This window comes from Mucilaginibacter puniceus (assembly GCF_054783175.1).
This window is the reverse complement of the sequence record NZ_BAAGRB010000005.1, coordinates 102,145-116,473: the sequence shown is the minus strand read 5'-3', so window position 1 is coordinate 116,473 and position 14,329 is coordinate 102,145. Positions and strand designations below refer to the sequence as shown.

15 protein-coding genes are annotated in these 14,329 nt (G+C 40.3%); 5 read left to right on the top strand and 10 right to left on the bottom strand.

Features of this window, described 5'->3' with window-relative positions; translation table 11 throughout:
* Positions 1 to 130 precede the first annotated feature (130 nt).
* Entirely contained in the window at positions 131 to 661 is a 531-nt protein-coding gene (locus ACYVJ6_RS15275) for a hypothetical protein (RefSeq protein WP_460694959.1), read from the top strand.
* Here ACYVJ6_RS15275 and ACYVJ6_RS15270 read toward each other — a convergent pair whose 3' ends face one another.
* The 5 genes from ACYVJ6_RS15270 to panC all read right to left on the bottom strand — a co-directional run bounded on the left by ACYVJ6_RS15270 (position 662) and on the right by panC (position 4,919).
* Positions 662 to 1,615, bottom strand: coding sequence for a TonB family protein (locus ACYVJ6_RS15270; protein ID WP_460694958.1), 954 nt, complete (start codon positions 1,613 to 1,615; stop codon positions 662 to 664).
* Between the two features lie 5 nt (positions 1,616 to 1,620).
* Positions 1,621 to 2,589 (bottom strand): TonB family protein, encoded by a 969-nt coding sequence (locus ACYVJ6_RS15265; protein WP_460694957.1) that lies wholly within the window; start codon positions 2,587 to 2,589, stop codon positions 1,621 to 1,623.
* Between the two features lie 74 nt (positions 2,590 to 2,663).
* Positions 2,664 to 3,632 (bottom strand): energy transducer TonB, encoded by a 969-nt coding sequence (locus ACYVJ6_RS15260; protein WP_460694956.1) that lies wholly within the window; start codon positions 3,630 to 3,632, stop codon positions 2,664 to 2,666.
* A 23-nt stretch (positions 3,633 to 3,655) separates the two neighbouring features.
* Positions 3,656 to 4,006 (bottom strand): aspartate 1-decarboxylase, encoded by a 351-nt coding sequence (gene panD, locus ACYVJ6_RS15255; protein WP_460694955.1) that lies wholly within the window; start codon positions 4,004 to 4,006, stop codon positions 3,656 to 3,658.
* A gap of 73 nt (positions 4,007 to 4,079) precedes the next feature.
* Positions 4,080 to 4,919 (bottom strand): pantoate--beta-alanine ligase, encoded by an 840-nt coding sequence (gene panC, locus ACYVJ6_RS15250; RefSeq protein WP_460694954.1) that lies wholly within the window; start codon positions 4,917 to 4,919, stop codon positions 4,080 to 4,082.
* Positions 4,920 to 5,071: 152 nt separating this feature from the next.
* On the opposite strand from panC, the gene ACYVJ6_RS15245 reads away from it, so the two are divergent.
* From ACYVJ6_RS15245 to ACYVJ6_RS15230, 4 genes are all read left to right on the top strand, one after another.
* The gene (locus ACYVJ6_RS15245; RefSeq protein WP_460694953.1) at positions 5,072 to 5,896 is read left to right on the top strand and encodes a glycogen/starch synthase; all 825 of its coding nucleotides are present in this window, start codon (positions 5,072 to 5,074) and stop codon (positions 5,894 to 5,896) included.
* Between the two features lie 18 nt (positions 5,897 to 5,914).
* Positions 5,915 to 7,294, top strand: coding sequence for a DUF4270 family protein (locus tag ACYVJ6_RS15240; protein ID WP_460694952.1), 1,380 nt, complete (start codon positions 5,915 to 5,917; stop codon positions 7,292 to 7,294).
* Between the two features lie 81 nt (positions 7,295 to 7,375).
* Complete coding sequence (gene glmS / locus ACYVJ6_RS15235) at positions 7,376 to 9,211, top strand: glutamine--fructose-6-phosphate transaminase (isomerizing) (RefSeq protein ID WP_460694951.1); 1,836 nt, start codon at positions 7,376 to 7,378, stop codon at positions 9,209 to 9,211.
* A 108-nt stretch (positions 9,212 to 9,319) separates the two neighbouring features.
* A complete protein-coding gene (locus tag ACYVJ6_RS15230) occupies positions 9,320 to 10,255 on the top strand; it encodes a LysR substrate-binding domain-containing protein (RefSeq protein ID WP_460694950.1) in 936 nt (311 codons plus the stop codon).
* A gap of 49 nt (positions 10,256 to 10,304) precedes the next feature.
* On the opposite strand, the gene ACYVJ6_RS15225 is transcribed toward ACYVJ6_RS15230, so the two are convergent.
* The 5 genes from ACYVJ6_RS15225 to ACYVJ6_RS15205 all read right to left on the bottom strand — a co-directional run bounded on the left by ACYVJ6_RS15225 (position 10,305) and on the right by ACYVJ6_RS15205 (position 14,207).
* Positions 10,305 to 11,642 (bottom strand): hypothetical protein, encoded by a 1,338-nt coding sequence (locus ACYVJ6_RS15225; RefSeq protein WP_460694949.1) that lies wholly within the window; start codon positions 11,640 to 11,642, stop codon positions 10,305 to 10,307.
* Between the two features lie 8 nt (positions 11,643 to 11,650).
* A complete protein-coding gene (locus tag ACYVJ6_RS15220) occupies positions 11,651 to 12,457 on the bottom strand; it encodes a hypothetical protein (RefSeq protein ID WP_460694948.1) in 807 nt (268 codons plus the stop codon).
* A 9-nt stretch (positions 12,458 to 12,466) separates the two neighbouring features.
* Complete coding sequence (locus ACYVJ6_RS15215) at positions 12,467 to 12,964, bottom strand: heavy-metal-associated domain-containing protein (protein WP_460694947.1); 498 nt, start codon at positions 12,962 to 12,964, stop codon at positions 12,467 to 12,469.
* A 68-nt stretch (positions 12,965 to 13,032) separates the two neighbouring features.
* Positions 13,033 to 13,413 (bottom strand): HYC_CC_PP family protein, encoded by a 381-nt coding sequence (locus ACYVJ6_RS15210; RefSeq protein WP_460694946.1) that lies wholly within the window; start codon positions 13,411 to 13,413, stop codon positions 13,033 to 13,035.
* A gap of 113 nt (positions 13,414 to 13,526) precedes the next feature.
* Positions 13,527 to 14,207 (bottom strand): OmpA family protein, encoded by a 681-nt coding sequence (locus ACYVJ6_RS15205; protein ID WP_460694945.1) that lies wholly within the window; start codon positions 14,205 to 14,207, stop codon positions 13,527 to 13,529.
* Between the last annotated feature and the right edge of the window lie 122 nt (positions 14,208 to 14,329).

Here is a 14,329-nt window from a genome sequence, read left to right as displayed (position 1 = left end):
CTATTGGGAATTTATTTTTTACATAAATTATTATAAATCATAACCAGAAGTTGTAACAAGACATTTACACCTATAAAAATTTAAAATCGAGCTTACCAATAATTAAAATTATAGCTAACTTAGGGTGCTTATGAAAATTAAATTATTACTTGGTGCCGTTGGTTTGCTATGGATAATTGCCGGTTGTAATATGGTGAAGTCCATGGTTAAGTCATCTATACCTTATACATCAGACTTAACTATACCTGCTTCTTCCGAAGTTGGGGTTACGCAATCGGTAATAAGTACTGCTGCCAGTTTTGACAGAAATTTTTCGGTTAATGGCATTGCTTTAGGTAAAGTTAGCGAGGTGAGTCTTATCTCGGCAAAAATGGAATCAACCACTCCGTCAGATTATAACCTTGGCAATTTGACATGGGTAAAGGTCTACGCATCAAAAGTGGATGGTAAAAATGAAGTTTTGATAGCCTCACGTACCGATATATCGGCCACAACGGGCAACACTCTTATTTTAGATGCCATAAGCACCCAGTTTTTAGACCAATACGTGCGCGAAAAAGATATCAGGATACGCATGGCCTACCAGCTGCGCAATAAACCAACTACCGATGTAAGCGTGCATTTGGTGTTAGGGATGAATGCTTACCCGGGAGAGCGTTAGTTAACGTGAGTTCCCCAATGAAAAATTAATTGGAACTATATAGGATGCACGCACGGGCCTGCCAAACTGTGTGCCCGGAATCCATTTAGGAGAATTTTTAATCGCCTTGATGGCTTCTGCATCTATATCAGGACTTACTGATTCTATAATCTTAATATTAGAAAGAGAGCCATCTTTTTCAACGAAAAATGTTACCACAACCCTTCCCTGTACATTCTTTTCTCGATCAGATGGCGGATAGCGTATGTTTTCAGCTAAATATTCTACGAAACCAGTGTTGCTGCCTTTATAAGTTGGGAGCGAGGTATGTACAGTATATTTTTTGATATCGCCATTTAAGTTTGATGTGCCCGATATAAATTCACCGTCCTTATAAAGCTCTACAGCAGTTAAATTATCTTCTTTAAATTTCCACTCCCCTTCTTTCAGGCCATTTTTTAGCTCGCCTTCTTCGGCAACGTATTTAAAATCCTTATCATATCTTATAAAATGGCCGGTGCCATCCTCAACCAGTGCTTTACCCAATGAGTCGTAATTGCTAATTATAGTGATGATGGGAATGGGTAAATTGGGAGCCGGAAGGGTTTGTGTTTTAACTATATATGGCTTTCCGTTAGGAAAAAACTCATATTGTATACCCGTTAATGCGCCGCTTTTATAAATGTTTACAGCGCTTCGTTTACCATTTTGATAATAACTGGCAACGGTACCTTCAAATCGGGGGTAATTAGAATGTAACGATTCGCCTACTGTTTTTACTTTACCATCAGGATAATATTCAGCCACCCCAAAATAAGCCGTGCCGGCGGCCGGCTCTTTCATGACCCTTATATAGTCGGCACTATCACGATGAGTTACATAGGACCCGTCATTTTTTAGAAAATATACATCTTGTTTTTGCGCAAGGCAATTAGTAGCGGCAAACAATAACAGAAAAGCGACAAGTGATTTCATTTGTTTCAAAATAAGTTAAACGTGCCCATACTTGAAAAACTTATTGTTGCTGTGTAATGCGAACGTACAGGAACGCCTCGTTGCGTTGCGGGTATCCATTTGTTTGGCACTTGTTTAACAACGCCAATAGCTTCTGCATCAAAAGCGGGCTTTAGTGATTGAGTAACCGCGATATTGGTGATAGAACCGTCCTTTTCTACCTCAAAAAAAACTACAACTTTTCCTGAAAATTTATTTCCCATTTCAGAACGAGGATAACGGACATTTTTAGACAGGTATTTTAAAAACTCTCCTGTCCCTCCAGGGTATGATGGCAAGGTTCCTACTTCTGTATAGATTTTAACTTCGCCATTTTTGTTGGTTGACTTGCCTGATACCAATTTGCCATTACTGTAAACCTCTAAAAAGTTCAGATCATCTTGTGTCAATTTCCATTCACCATCCGGTTTTCCGCCTTTAACGCTTCCTTCTTCGGCAATCAGTTTAAAACCGGCATCATACCGTTTAAAATTGCCCTCGCCATTGGTAACCAGAGCTGTACCTAACGAGTCGTAATTGCTTATTATATAAATATTTGTGGGAAAAGGCTTTTCTTTGACAGATAGATGATTTTCAACTATATATAGTTTTCCATTCGGAAAAAACTCCTGTTGCTCGCCAATAAGAAAGCCGTTATTGTACTTATTTATGGCTTTTTTGTTTCCGTTTTCAAAATAAGTAGTTACCTCGCCGTCCAAAATCAAGGGGTTAACGCTTATTGCTGCGCCTTCTAGTTTACGTTTACCGCTTTTATAAAGATCTGCAACCAAATGGGTTTTCCTGGATTTGTCGGGCGGCGTAATTATACGGGTATAGTCAGCACTATCAAGTGTAGAAACAAGTGAACCATCGCTTTTTAAAAAGTAAGTGTCTCGTTTTTGCGCGAGGCACGCAACGGTAATGGTTACAAAAAGAATAGTAAATAGTGGTTTCATAATTTGGCTTAAGGTTAAGCCAAGTTACTTAATAATTTATTATTTACATCAGGAAATACTAAACCGGTGAGAATTTAGCGCTCTTCACCCAAAGTGTAGTTCACGGGTACTGTATAAGATTTAAAAGGGATGTTACGCCCAAATTTTCTTGCAGGAATCCAATCAGGACTGAGTCTTAAAACTCTAATCGCCTCTCTTACCATATTCACTGTGGGGGCACTAATAAAATTAATATTTTCTATAACGCCATTTATATTTACATCAAATATGAGCACTACTTTGCCCTGAATGTTTTTTTCGCGGTCATCAACAGGGTATCTTATATTATTGGCCAAAAATTTCAAAAATGCCACATTACCACCTTTAAATAGTGGCAATGTTTCTCTGGCATTTTTATAACTCGATTTAAGACCTGATTTTGAAGTCCCTAAACCATCTATAAGCACACCATCTTTGTATGTTTCTACAAAACTAATAGTGTCTTCGCGGCCTTTCCATTTCCCGTCTCTTAAGCCATTTTTAACAGGCCCTTCTTCAAATATACGTTCAAACTTATAGTCAAATGCCTTGTAGTATCCGTTGCCATCTTTTACTAATGCAGTACCTAATGAATCGTAATTTGCAATTATTAAAAAAGGGTGTTCGTGAGGTTTATCTTTTGGAGGGTCTGTATATTGTTTTGTAATGTATAATTTACCATTGGGGAAATATTCAAATCGTTCTTTTACAGGTTTTCCAAAAGCGTAATTAGATATGGCTTGCCGTTTTCCATTCTCAAAATACTCGATGGTTTGGCCTTCAAACATGGTAGGAAGATCCTGAGTGCTTGATTTTCCAACTAACTTCTTTTTTCCGCTTTTATAAATATCCGTTACATTAAATAATTCAGACCCGGGGTCGGGTTCAGTTACTATACGTATAAAGTCAGCACTATCTTTCAATTCGACAGAGGCACCATCATTTTTAAGAAAAAAAACACTTTGCTTTTGAGCCAGGCAGGTAATGCTGGTAATTAATAGGGATAATGTAATAGCAGCTTTCATCCGGGTTGAAATATCAAACCAAATTACTTAATTAATTTATTATTTACATCCGGAAAAACTGAAAGCGGTTCGTAATTGCGGGCCTCGTCCATTTCCATGTAGGCGTATGACATGACTATAATAATATCCCCTACCTGCACCAACCTGGCGGCTGCGCCGTTTAAGCAAACGGTACCGGTACCGCGCTCGCCTTTTATCACATAGGTTTCAAAGCGTTCGCCGTTGTTATTATTTACAATTTGCACCTTTTCGTTGGCAATAATATTTGCCGCATCCATCAAATCTTCATCAATAGTAATACTGCCCACGTAGTTCAGTTCAGCCTGTGTTACGCGCGCCCTATGAATTTTTGATTTTAATACCTCAATAATCATGATGCAAAGTTACGTTTTTAGTTAATTAGTGATTGGTTAATTAGTGATTAGTTGACAATAGGATGAAATATAGCTAACCGGCTATAATAACATTGTCTATCAAACGGGTATCGCCAACCTTAGCGGCAACAAGGGCTACAATGGTTTTGGATTTTTCATCTGCCGGCAGCAACGTATTGCCATCGGCTATTTCAAAATAGTCCAATTCAACGCCGGGCTCGTTTTTAATAACGTTTTCAGCCTCGCTTTTTAACTGCGCAAGTTGGGTGATATTAAAGTTTTTGCTCACGCGATTTAGCGTTTTGAATAGTACCAGCGCATGCTTACGGTCATTAGCCGATAAATGGATGTTTCTTGAACTCATGGCCAACCCATCAGTTTCGCGCATTATAGGGCACATTTGCAGCTTTACCGGGATGTTTAACAGCTTCACCATTTGGTTAATGATCAAAAACTGCTGGTAATCTTTTTGCCCGAAGTAAGCAATATCCGGTTTAACCAGGGTAAGCAATTTATATACTACCTGGGTAACTCCCTGGTAATGGCCCGGCCTGTATTTCCCCTCCAGCAAACCCTCCAGTGGGCCAATGTTTAAATGCCATTGCTCATGGTCGTCATAAATTTCATTTACTGCGGGTTCAAATAACACATCGCAGCCAATAGCTTCCAGTTTTTTAATGTCATCCAGTATGGGGCGTGGATATTTTTCCAGGTCGTGCGGGTCATTAAACTGCGTGGGGTTTACAAAAATGCTGCATACTACCATATCACATTGCTGCTGGGCCAGCTGTATTAACGACAAATGTCCATCATGAAGCGCGCCCATAGTAGGTACAAGCCCAATGGTTTTACCGCCCGCCTGCGCTTGCGCTAAATACTGCTGTAACTGAATTTTAGTAGTAAATCTTTCCAACCCACTTAGTATTACCAAAAGACGGCGAAGTTGCACATTTGATTAAAAATAACCAAAAGTACTTGCATAAATCGTTGCCAGTTCATATAATAATGCTTATATTTGCAAACCCAATTTTTGGGTTCTTTGTATAAATTTAAATTGATTTGGAGATGAGTAAATCTAAGCTTTTGTTTATAACTCATGAAATGTCACCTTTCCTTGATCTAACAAAAATTTCTGAAATCACACGCCAGCTTCCGCAGGCTATGCAGGAAAAAGGTTACGAGATTCGTATCCTTATGCCTCGTTTTGGAAATATTAATGAGCGCAGGAATCGTCTTCATGAAGTGATCCGTTTGTCAGGTATGAATATCATCATTAATGATAACGACAATCCGTTGATTATTAAGGTTGCATCAATACCGGCAGCACGTATGCAGGTTTATTTTTTAGATAACGATGAGTATTTTCAGCGTAAACACGTGTTTGAAGATAAGGACGGGAAGTTTTATGCCGATAATGATGAACGTACTATTTTCTTTTGCAAAGGCGCATTAGAAACGGTAAAAAAATTAGGCTGGGCGCCTGATATTATTCACTGTCATGGTTGGATGAGCGCGTTAGTGCCTGCGTATTTAAAAACAACTTATAAAGACGACCCGACGTTTAAAAATTCAAAAGTTGTTTATTCTATTTATGAAGACGACACGAAAGGTACAATGCACCCCGATTTTGCGCGTAAAGCCGTAATGGGCGATATGACCGAAAAACATACCGAGGTTTATAAGCCGGGTACCAGTGCCGCTTTGTACGAAGGTGCAATTCAATACAGCGACGCTATTGTTTTAGGCAGCGACAATATTGATGATGAAGTGTTAAATAGTGTTAAAAACAGCAATAAATCGGTTTTGGAGTTTAATTCTACTTCTGATTTCGAAAATTATTACAATTTTTACGACGAAATTGTCAACGAGGAGTTGGCACAGGTTGTATAAGTATTGAGATCATCATATATGAAATTTTTCAGATTAGACTTATTAACGCTGTTGATAAGTCTTTTTATTTTAAGCAGTTGTGTTAAACAGGATTCCATTGGGTTGGGCGTAAACGCATCAAATCAGTTAAATGGCAGCCTGATAGATACAGCTACCATTATAATTAATACCATACCCGAGGATAGTGTTTTAACAAGCACCTCCAAAAAAATGCCTATGGGCTATATTAAGGACCCGGTATTTGGAATAACCGAGGCTAATTTGGCGCTTGACTTAAATGCACCATCCTCGGCGGCTTATACCCCCCCTGCCGGTACAATAACTATTGATTCGGCGGTATTGATATTAAAATATACACAGGGTTTTTATGGCGATTCCATTGCCTCCAAGTACAAGGTTAACGTTTATCAATTAAACGAGCGGGTTTTTAATGTTAGCTACTACAATACCAAACAATGGAGTTATAATAGCAGCAATTTGTTAGGTACAAGGTCATTTATTTCGCGTACAAATGATAGTACTAAACTTGTTAAGTCTGTAGCCGGGCGAAGCGATGTTATTTCAAAAGTTGCCCCACAGCTTAGGATACCTATTGATAAAAACTTTATCAACTCCATATTATTTAATGCGCCCAGCTCGCAGTTAGTTAGTAATTTAACCTTTAAAAATGCGGTTAAGGGGCTGTATGTTACTTTAGATAAAGCGCAAACTACAGGGGCCGGCGGTGTATTTATGTTTAATGGATCAGACTTGGCAAGTCTGGAAGTTTACTACAGATCGGTTAATGGTAGTATTGTTGACACAACTAGTGTTACGCTTTCCAGTTCGTACCATGCTGCCGAAGTAAAACATAACTATTCAACCCCTATACAAACCGAACTGGCAAATCAAAGCACTTCAAGAAATACTTTTTATTTACAGGGACTTGCCGGCTTAAGGGCGAAGATCAGCTTTCCTTATCTGAAAAAGATAATTGAAAACCTGGGCTCTGATATTGTATTGAACAGGGCCGAATTGGTTATTACTCCGGTTGCGGGTTCAACTATTCCGTTTGCGCCAATACCCCAGTTAAGCATGTATAAGTATGACCAGGCCCATCAGCGTGTGGCATTGTCTGACGCTGTTAGTACTGATCCACGCGGTACCCAGTTGTTTGGCGGGTATTACTTCATCAATACCAACGACTATCATTTTATTATAACTGCCCATATTGAAGATCTGTTACGTGGAAAAACGGTGGATAACGGCACATTTTTAGGTGCCGTTGATATTGCAGATGGCTCATATGGATTTGCAGCAACCGCAACATCGGCTGCCCGTACCTTTGCTGTTGGAAGTGATTTGACATCACCATATCGTATTAAGCTTAATATTATCTATACAAAACTGGCAAAATAATAAGCATAATCATTGCATTTTTTTTTGTTAATTAGCGGTTATTAGCCAGAGGTTGATAACCGTTTTATTTAAATATTTTATATGTGTGGAATAGTAGGTTATATAGGTTTTAGGGACGCATACCCAATTATTATAAAAGGACTTCATAGACTTGAGTATCGTGGATACGATAGCGCAGGCGTAGCCTTGCTGGACAAGGAACTTAAAGTTTACAAAAAAGCCGGCAAGGTAAGTGATCTTGAAAATTTTGTAAAGGATATTGATCTTAGCGGTAGCGTAGGTATGGGCCATACGCGGTGGGCAACTCATGGCGCCCCGAGCGACCGTAACTCGCACCCGCATTCATCAGGAGACCGCAGGCTAACTATTATACATAACGGCATCATTGAAAATTATGCGGTTATTAAAGAAGCCCTATTAGCTAAAGGCCATGTTTTTAAAAGCGATACCGATACAGAAGTATTAATTCACCTGGTTGAGGATATTGAAAAGGAAACCGGAGTTGATTTGCGCGAGGCTGTACGCTTAGCATTAAATACAGTGATAGGGGCTTACGCAATTGTTATAATGAGCGCAGACGAGCCCGATCTATTAATAGCGGCACGCAAAGGGAGCCCCATGGTAATAGGCGTAGGTAATGATGAGTATTTTATTGCATCTGACGCTACTCCTATTGTTGAATATACCAAAAACGTTATTTATTTAAATGATAACGAAATAGCATATGTTCAACGCGACAGCTTGCTTATTAAAAATATTGACAACACCATACAAACCCCGTACGTACATGAGCTTGATTTAAAGCTGGAGATGCTTGAAAAAGGCGGGTACGAGCATTTTATGCTTAAAGAAATTTACGAGCAGCCACGGTCAATACGCGATTGTTTAAGAGGGAGAATTTACCCGCAGGAAGGGAAGGTTCAACTTGGGGGGATAAAGGAGTATGTTGAAAAGCTAAAAAACGTTGATCGTATTATAATTATAGCTTGTGGTACATCATGGCACGCAGGTTTAGTGGGCGAGTATTTAATTGAAGAGTATGCACGTGTACCGGTTGAGGTAGAATACGCCTCTGAATTTAGATACCGTAACCCTATAATATCTGAACGTGACCTGGTGATCGCTATTTCTCAATCAGGTGAAACGGCAGATACTATGGCCGCTATTGAGTTGGCTAAAGAAAAAGGGGCCACCATTTTTGGTGTATGTAATGTGGTTGGTGCATCTATTCCGCGCATAACACATGCCGGGGTATACACACACGCCGGCCCTGAAATCGGAGTGGCATCTACCAAGGCATTCACTGCCCAGGTAACAGTGTTAACTTTACTGGCATTTTATGTAGCACAGCAGAGGGGTACTATAACCCAAAGCAAATTGGTAGAGTATTTAACCGAATTGGATGCAATACCTGGTTTGGTTGAGCGCGCCTTAAAGGCAAATGATAAAATAATTAAAATTGCCGAAACATTTGTTAACAGCCAAAATTGCTTGTTTTTAGGGCGCGGCAGTTCGTTCCCGGTAGCACTTGAAGGGGCGTTAAAGCTAAAAGAGATATCCTATATCCATGCCGAGGGGTATCCGGCAGCCGAAATGAAGCACGGCCCTATTGCCTTAATAGATGAGAATATGCCTGTTGTTTTTATTGCAACCAAAAACTCGTCATACGAAAAAGTGATCAGTAATATACAGGAAGTAAAGGCCCGTAAAGGCCGCGTTATAGCTATTGTATCTGAAGGGGATGTTGATGTTAAGGAAATGGTAGATTATGTGATTGAGATACCACAAACGCACGAAGCATTTGTACCGTTATTGGCAACTATACCTTTACAATTGTTGGCATACCACATAGCCGTTATGCGTGGTTGTAATGTTGACCAGCCACGTAACCTGGCAAAATCAGTTACGGTAGAATAACATCAACATATATGGATATATGAGCCGGCAATTGCCGGCTTTTTTGTTTAAAAAAATAGTGATAGACAAAATCAATAGTTTTAAATTATTTTAATAGATTTGGTCTATATGACCATAGTTCAATTAGAATATATTGTAGCTGTTGATACTTACCGGAGCTTTGTAGCAGCAGCCGAAAAGTGTTTTGTTACCCAGCCAACGCTGAGTATGCAAATTCAAAAACTGGAAGATACGCTGGGCGTAAAGCTATTTGACCGCAGTAAACAACCGGTTACCCCAACCGAAATAGGCATAGATATCATAGCCCAGGCGCGCATCCTATTAGCCGAAAGTGAAAAAATAAAGGAGATCATCACCGACAGGCAAAAGGAACTATCCGGCGAATTAAAAGTGGGAATTATCCCAACCATATCTCCTTATATACTACCTAAAATTATAAATGGGTTTGTAAACAAATATCCGCAGGTTAAACTGATCGTATGGGAGCAAACCACCGAAAACATTATTCAGCAATTAAAGTTAGGTACTATTGATTGCGGCATATTGTCAACGCCTTTGCATGAAAGCGCTTTGTTAGAGATACCCGTTTTTTATGAAAATTTTGTAGCCTATACCTCCAAAAGCAGCAAGCTGTATAAAAAGAAAAGCATTTACCCTGACGATATTGATATGGAGGAGATTTGGGTGCTTAACGAAGGCCATTGTATGCGCGAGCAGGTTTTAAATATTTGCCAGCGCCGAAAAGCCACACAGGGCTTTAAGCATTTTGAATACAATACCGGTAGTGTGGAAACCTTAAAACGCATGGTTGATCAAAACAATGGCGCTACCATTTTGCCTGAGCTGGCCTTGTCTGACCTTAGTGATAAGCAAATGGACCGGGTACGCTATTTTAAAACACCCGAACCCGCCCGCGAGGTAAGCATCGTTATACAAAAAAACTACCTGAAACGCCGAATGATTGACGCCTTGAAAACAGAGATACTGGAGTTTGTGCCTAAGCGCATGCGCAGTAAAAAGAAAAAGGAAGTGATGGAGATATAGTTAAGAAGACTTACGAAGTTTTTAAAACTTCGTAAGTCTGGACTAATAATTAAAAAGTAGGATTTACCCTAATATATACCTGGAAACCCACAGGCGTACTACCATAAATGTTTTTTAAAGCCGATGGCGAAACATTTAATGTTGCTTGCATGCCTGCAGATAAATTGGTTTGCTTAACGGTAGCCAATATTCTATTTACCCCTAATGTTAACGCGTTTATATTAAAGTTTGGATTGGCAGGATATAAACCCTCCATATCCAACTCGTCCGCGTCTTTTTGTACAAACTCATACCGGCCATAAATAGCTGTTTTATTTAACTGTAAAGTGTTCTCCAGTAAAACAGATGGTTGGGTTTTTCCTCCTTTAAAATGGTTTTGCCCGTACACTAAAGTGGTAGCTACAAAGCTGCGGGCATTTAACATTTTAGTGTGGATAGCTGATGCCGTAAACCGGCTGATATTGCCATGGTGATTGTCGCCCTCCGGGTCTTTTAACCAGCCGTTTGACACCTGCAGCGCCCATTGACGAGCAGGGTTGTAGGACAAACGCAGGGAATATGAATCGAACCGCATCTTATCAAAATTATACCTGAACTCGTCGGGTTCGCGGCCGGTAAATATTGATCCCTCCAGCTTTACATTTTTATACCTGAAACCCGTAGTAACCACACCAAAAGTAATATGCGTAGCATCCTGGTAATGGTGGCTTATGGGCGCGTTGGCATCATTCATGGCCGATAGGCGGTGCATAAATACAGGCGGCCCCAAAGCGGGTTCGCCCGGGTAACCCACAGATAACGACAGCTCGGTGTTTTTAGCCACTCGTTGCGTATAAGCCACGCTCAGCTGTGCAAACAGATCATGCGGATGCTGGCGGTTAACCAGCTTACTACCCTGATAGGTTTCGCCGGTTTGGTATAATAACGGATACCCGGAGCTACCCACCAAAAACGGATCGAGCGAAAACATGGTGCTGATAGAGAACAAACCATTTTTGCCAACCTGGTGCTGAGTCATGGCCATTAGCCAATTAGGCACATCAAATTTGCTGCCGCCTTTAGTGCCCGATTTAAAAATATCCTGGTTATTATAGCGCATAAAAAAGCTGCCATGTATCATGGTCATCCATTTTTTGCTATGTATCATGTAGGCGTAAATAGGAGTTTCATCAGGCACCCATGATGATCCGGAGCCGTCCCGGTTCATGGGCAGATCAAGCGAATACTGGCTATGCATCATCATGGGCTTACTGTCGTCCATTTGCATATCACCCATCTCCATATCACCCATCTCCATGGTATGTTTGGTCGTGTCTTTAGGCATCTGCTGAGCAAAAACAGGCAATGCGCCTAATGCCAGCAAGAATAATATATAACAGAATTTCATGGTGAGTCTTAATTAAAGAGATTAAAAATATTATACTCCACCCTTACCAGGTACATATTGTTGCTATTGCGTATCATGTTATTATATAACGGCGCCCGATAGGATAGGTCAACCCGCAGCACACTATCAAAAATAAATTGAATAGCAGGCGCCACATCCAGGTAGCTTTGTTGATAACCGGGATTAGTTTTACCTAACAGCTCCACATATAAATTAACATTTACCTGGTCATAGCTTTCATAGGTTTTGGGGAACAGTAAATACCCTGCCGATAATGTATAACCTACTGCATCGCGCGCGTTACCCGGAATTAAATGATAGGCCCCGTTATTGAGCGCGCGCAAGTAACTTGCCGAGCCTGATATAGCCAGCTTATGTGCCAGTTTGGTAAAAACCAACCCTGCCTGGTAGCCCGAATTATCGCCCTCCAAATTGATCTCCTGGTTATATACACCATTATTAATGCGCGAAAACTTACCGAAAACCGCCCCGCGAAAATGGCTCTGTACACTATCAACTGATAAAAAGCGGTATTTGGCATAAACGCTGCCACCCTCAACACGCTGATCGGCCTGGTAAAAGTTTGACTTATATAGGCTGCCATGCACCATCAGGTGTTTGCTAAAGCCATACATCAGTTCCAGCGTGCTGCGGTTTTTAAAAACAGGGTTAAAAAAGCCCTGGTTCTCGGCTCGTATACCTAACGAGTGGGTAGCCATATTGCTGGCAGGCTCGGTGTTTACATATAACTCCTGCGCCCACAAACAATTAGCGGTTGCCAATACGGCAGCCGCTAACAAACCAATAAATTTCATAACCGTAACTTATATAGTTATGTGATAAACCTTGCCTGCTTTAGCATCGCCGGCAAATGCACTACTGTACTTTTTATATACCGAAGCAGGTGCAAAACCTTTGTTAACTACAGTAAAAGTAGCAAGCCCTTCGGGCATTTTATTTAGTGGCGATACAATGCGATAGTTTTCGCCGCCATAATTAAATTGATTATCGGTTATTTTAACATTAGCAAAGTTGAAAGTGGCTTTAAGGTTGCTTACCGAAAAGCCCGCGCCTTGCACCTTTTTGTTGATCTGATCAAGGTTTACACGGGCATTGTTTTTAAAAGTAAGCACAAATACATTACGGTTAAGGTCGGCTTTTATATCGCCAATAAAACCAAGGGTACGTAATGATTTTTCTGTGGCTTTTGAGCACATAGAGCAGGTTAAGCCGCTAACCTGTAATTCGGCTTTGGTAAATTGGGCGTTGGCAACGCCGGTTGATAGTGCCACAAGGGCTAAAAATATTTTTAGGGTTTTCATAAAATCAAAAATTAATCGTTAAAAAATAAACTGCAGGAGGTTGCCTGCGCAATGCGATTAATTGATGATCAGATACGGAAGGTGCAATTCTTTACGAATACAGCAACAGCATCAGGTGGTGCATGGGGTGATGCAGCAGCCAAAAGCTTTTTAGCCGATGCATTTTCTACCGGTAAAAAATCGCTGAAAAGAGTTTTTGGAACGTCAAAGGCAAATGTTTTGGCTATAAAGTTAAATGAGGCGTTTTGGTGCGCGTCTTTAACCTTAACCTGTATTTGCTTATCATTACAGCACTTCATTTTCTTCATGCCTTTGGTGCATGATTCAACCGGTGCCGATATTTTTACAGACGCCAGCAGTTTACCGCAGTAATGCAGGTTAATAGCAAAGCCCGATACCGTTAGGGTATACAGCAATACTAATAATATGGCGCCTGATTTTTTTAACATCGATGCAAATATAACTATAAACAGCTTACAGGTACCTAATTAATTTGTCATATAACAAAAAACCCCTGCCAATTTTGGCAAGGGTTAACCATATAGTAAGTCAGTATTATTTATTATTGAGCGCTTTGTTTAGCTTGTTGTTTTAATTCCTCGTTGGCAACAATGGCCAATTCAACCCTGCGGTTTTGTGCGCGTCCTTCAGCGGTTGAGTTATCAGCAATGGGTTCTGATTCGCCTTTTCCTTGTATGGTTAAGCGCGATGCGGCAACATTATTAGCCGTTATATAAGCTTTAACTGACTGTGCTCTTTGTATAGAAAGATCCAAATTATGTGCATCGCTACCGGTATTATCGGTATGGCCAACAATTAAAATATTGGTTTGCGGGTTGTTTTGCAATGAGGTGGCTAAGCTTTGCAGGTTTGTTTTTGCAGCAGGTTTTAAGTCGGCCTTGTCAGTATCAAACAAAATACCCGAGTCAAATTTTACAACTATACCTTCACCTTGGCGCTCAACTGTCGCTCCGGGAACGGTTTGTTTAATTTCGGCAGCTTGCCTGTCCATACTACGGCCAATAAATGCACCTGCGGTACCACCAACGGCACCACCAATTATGGCTCCTAATGCAGTATTACCGGCACTTTTACCAATTACGGCACCAATAGTACCACCGGCACCTGCGCCAATGGCAGCACCTTTTTGAGTTTTAGTAAATGAGTTACAGCCCGCTCCTAACGTGGCAACGGTGGCTAATGCTAAGCTATAAGTAGCTATTTTGAGTTTTAATGTTTTCATGATAGTATTAAATGTAATTGTAAAAGTATTTGCAAAGCCAATGCCAAAATAAAAACGAAAATAATTTATGCCCTGTTAAGCGCTTAAACAAGTATTATTTGCCAACCGGGATATTTTTTTAA

Coding starts and splice junctions, on each gene's coding strand:
- ACYVJ6_RS15275 (WP_460694959.1), top strand. CDS start 131: ATGAAAATTAAATTATTACTTGGTGCCGTTGGTTTGCTATGGATAATT.
- ACYVJ6_RS15270 (WP_460694958.1), bottom strand. CDS start 1,615: ATGAAATCACTTGTCGCTTTTCTGTTATTGTTTGCCGCTACTAATTGC.
- ACYVJ6_RS15265 (WP_460694957.1), bottom strand. CDS start 2,589: ATGAAACCACTATTTACTATTCTTTTTGTAACCATTACCGTTGCGTGC.
- ACYVJ6_RS15260 (WP_460694956.1), bottom strand. CDS start 3,632: ATGAAAGCTGCTATTACATTATCCCTATTAATTACCAGCATTACCTGC.
- panD (WP_460694955.1), bottom strand. CDS start 4,006: ATGATTATTGAGGTATTAAAATCAAAAATTCATAGGGCGCGCGTAACA.
- ACYVJ6_RS15245 (WP_460694953.1), top strand. CDS start 5,072: ATGAGTAAATCTAAGCTTTTGTTTATAACTCATGAAATGTCACCTTTC.
- ACYVJ6_RS15240 (WP_460694952.1), top strand. CDS start 5,915: ATGAAATTTTTCAGATTAGACTTATTAACGCTGTTGATAAGTCTTTTT.
- glmS (WP_460694951.1), top strand. CDS start 7,376: ATGTGTGGAATAGTAGGTTATATAGGTTTTAGGGACGCATACCCAATT.
- ACYVJ6_RS15230 (WP_460694950.1), top strand. CDS start 9,320: ATGACCATAGTTCAATTAGAATATATTGTAGCTGTTGATACTTACCGG.
- ACYVJ6_RS15225 (WP_460694949.1), bottom strand. CDS start 11,642: ATGAAATTCTGTTATATATTATTCTTGCTGGCATTAGGCGCATTGCCT.
- ACYVJ6_RS15220 (WP_460694948.1), bottom strand. CDS start 12,457: ATGAAATTTATTGGTTTGTTAGCGGCTGCCGTATTGGCAACCGCTAAT.
- ACYVJ6_RS15215 (WP_460694947.1), bottom strand. CDS start 12,964: ATGAAAACCCTAAAAATATTTTTAGCCCTTGTGGCACTATCAACCGGC.
- ACYVJ6_RS15210 (WP_460694946.1), bottom strand. CDS start 13,413: ATGTTAAAAAAATCAGGCGCCATATTATTAGTATTGCTGTATACCCTA.
- ACYVJ6_RS15205 (WP_460694945.1), bottom strand. CDS start 14,207: ATGAAAACATTAAAACTCAAAATAGCTACTTATAGCTTAGCATTAGCC.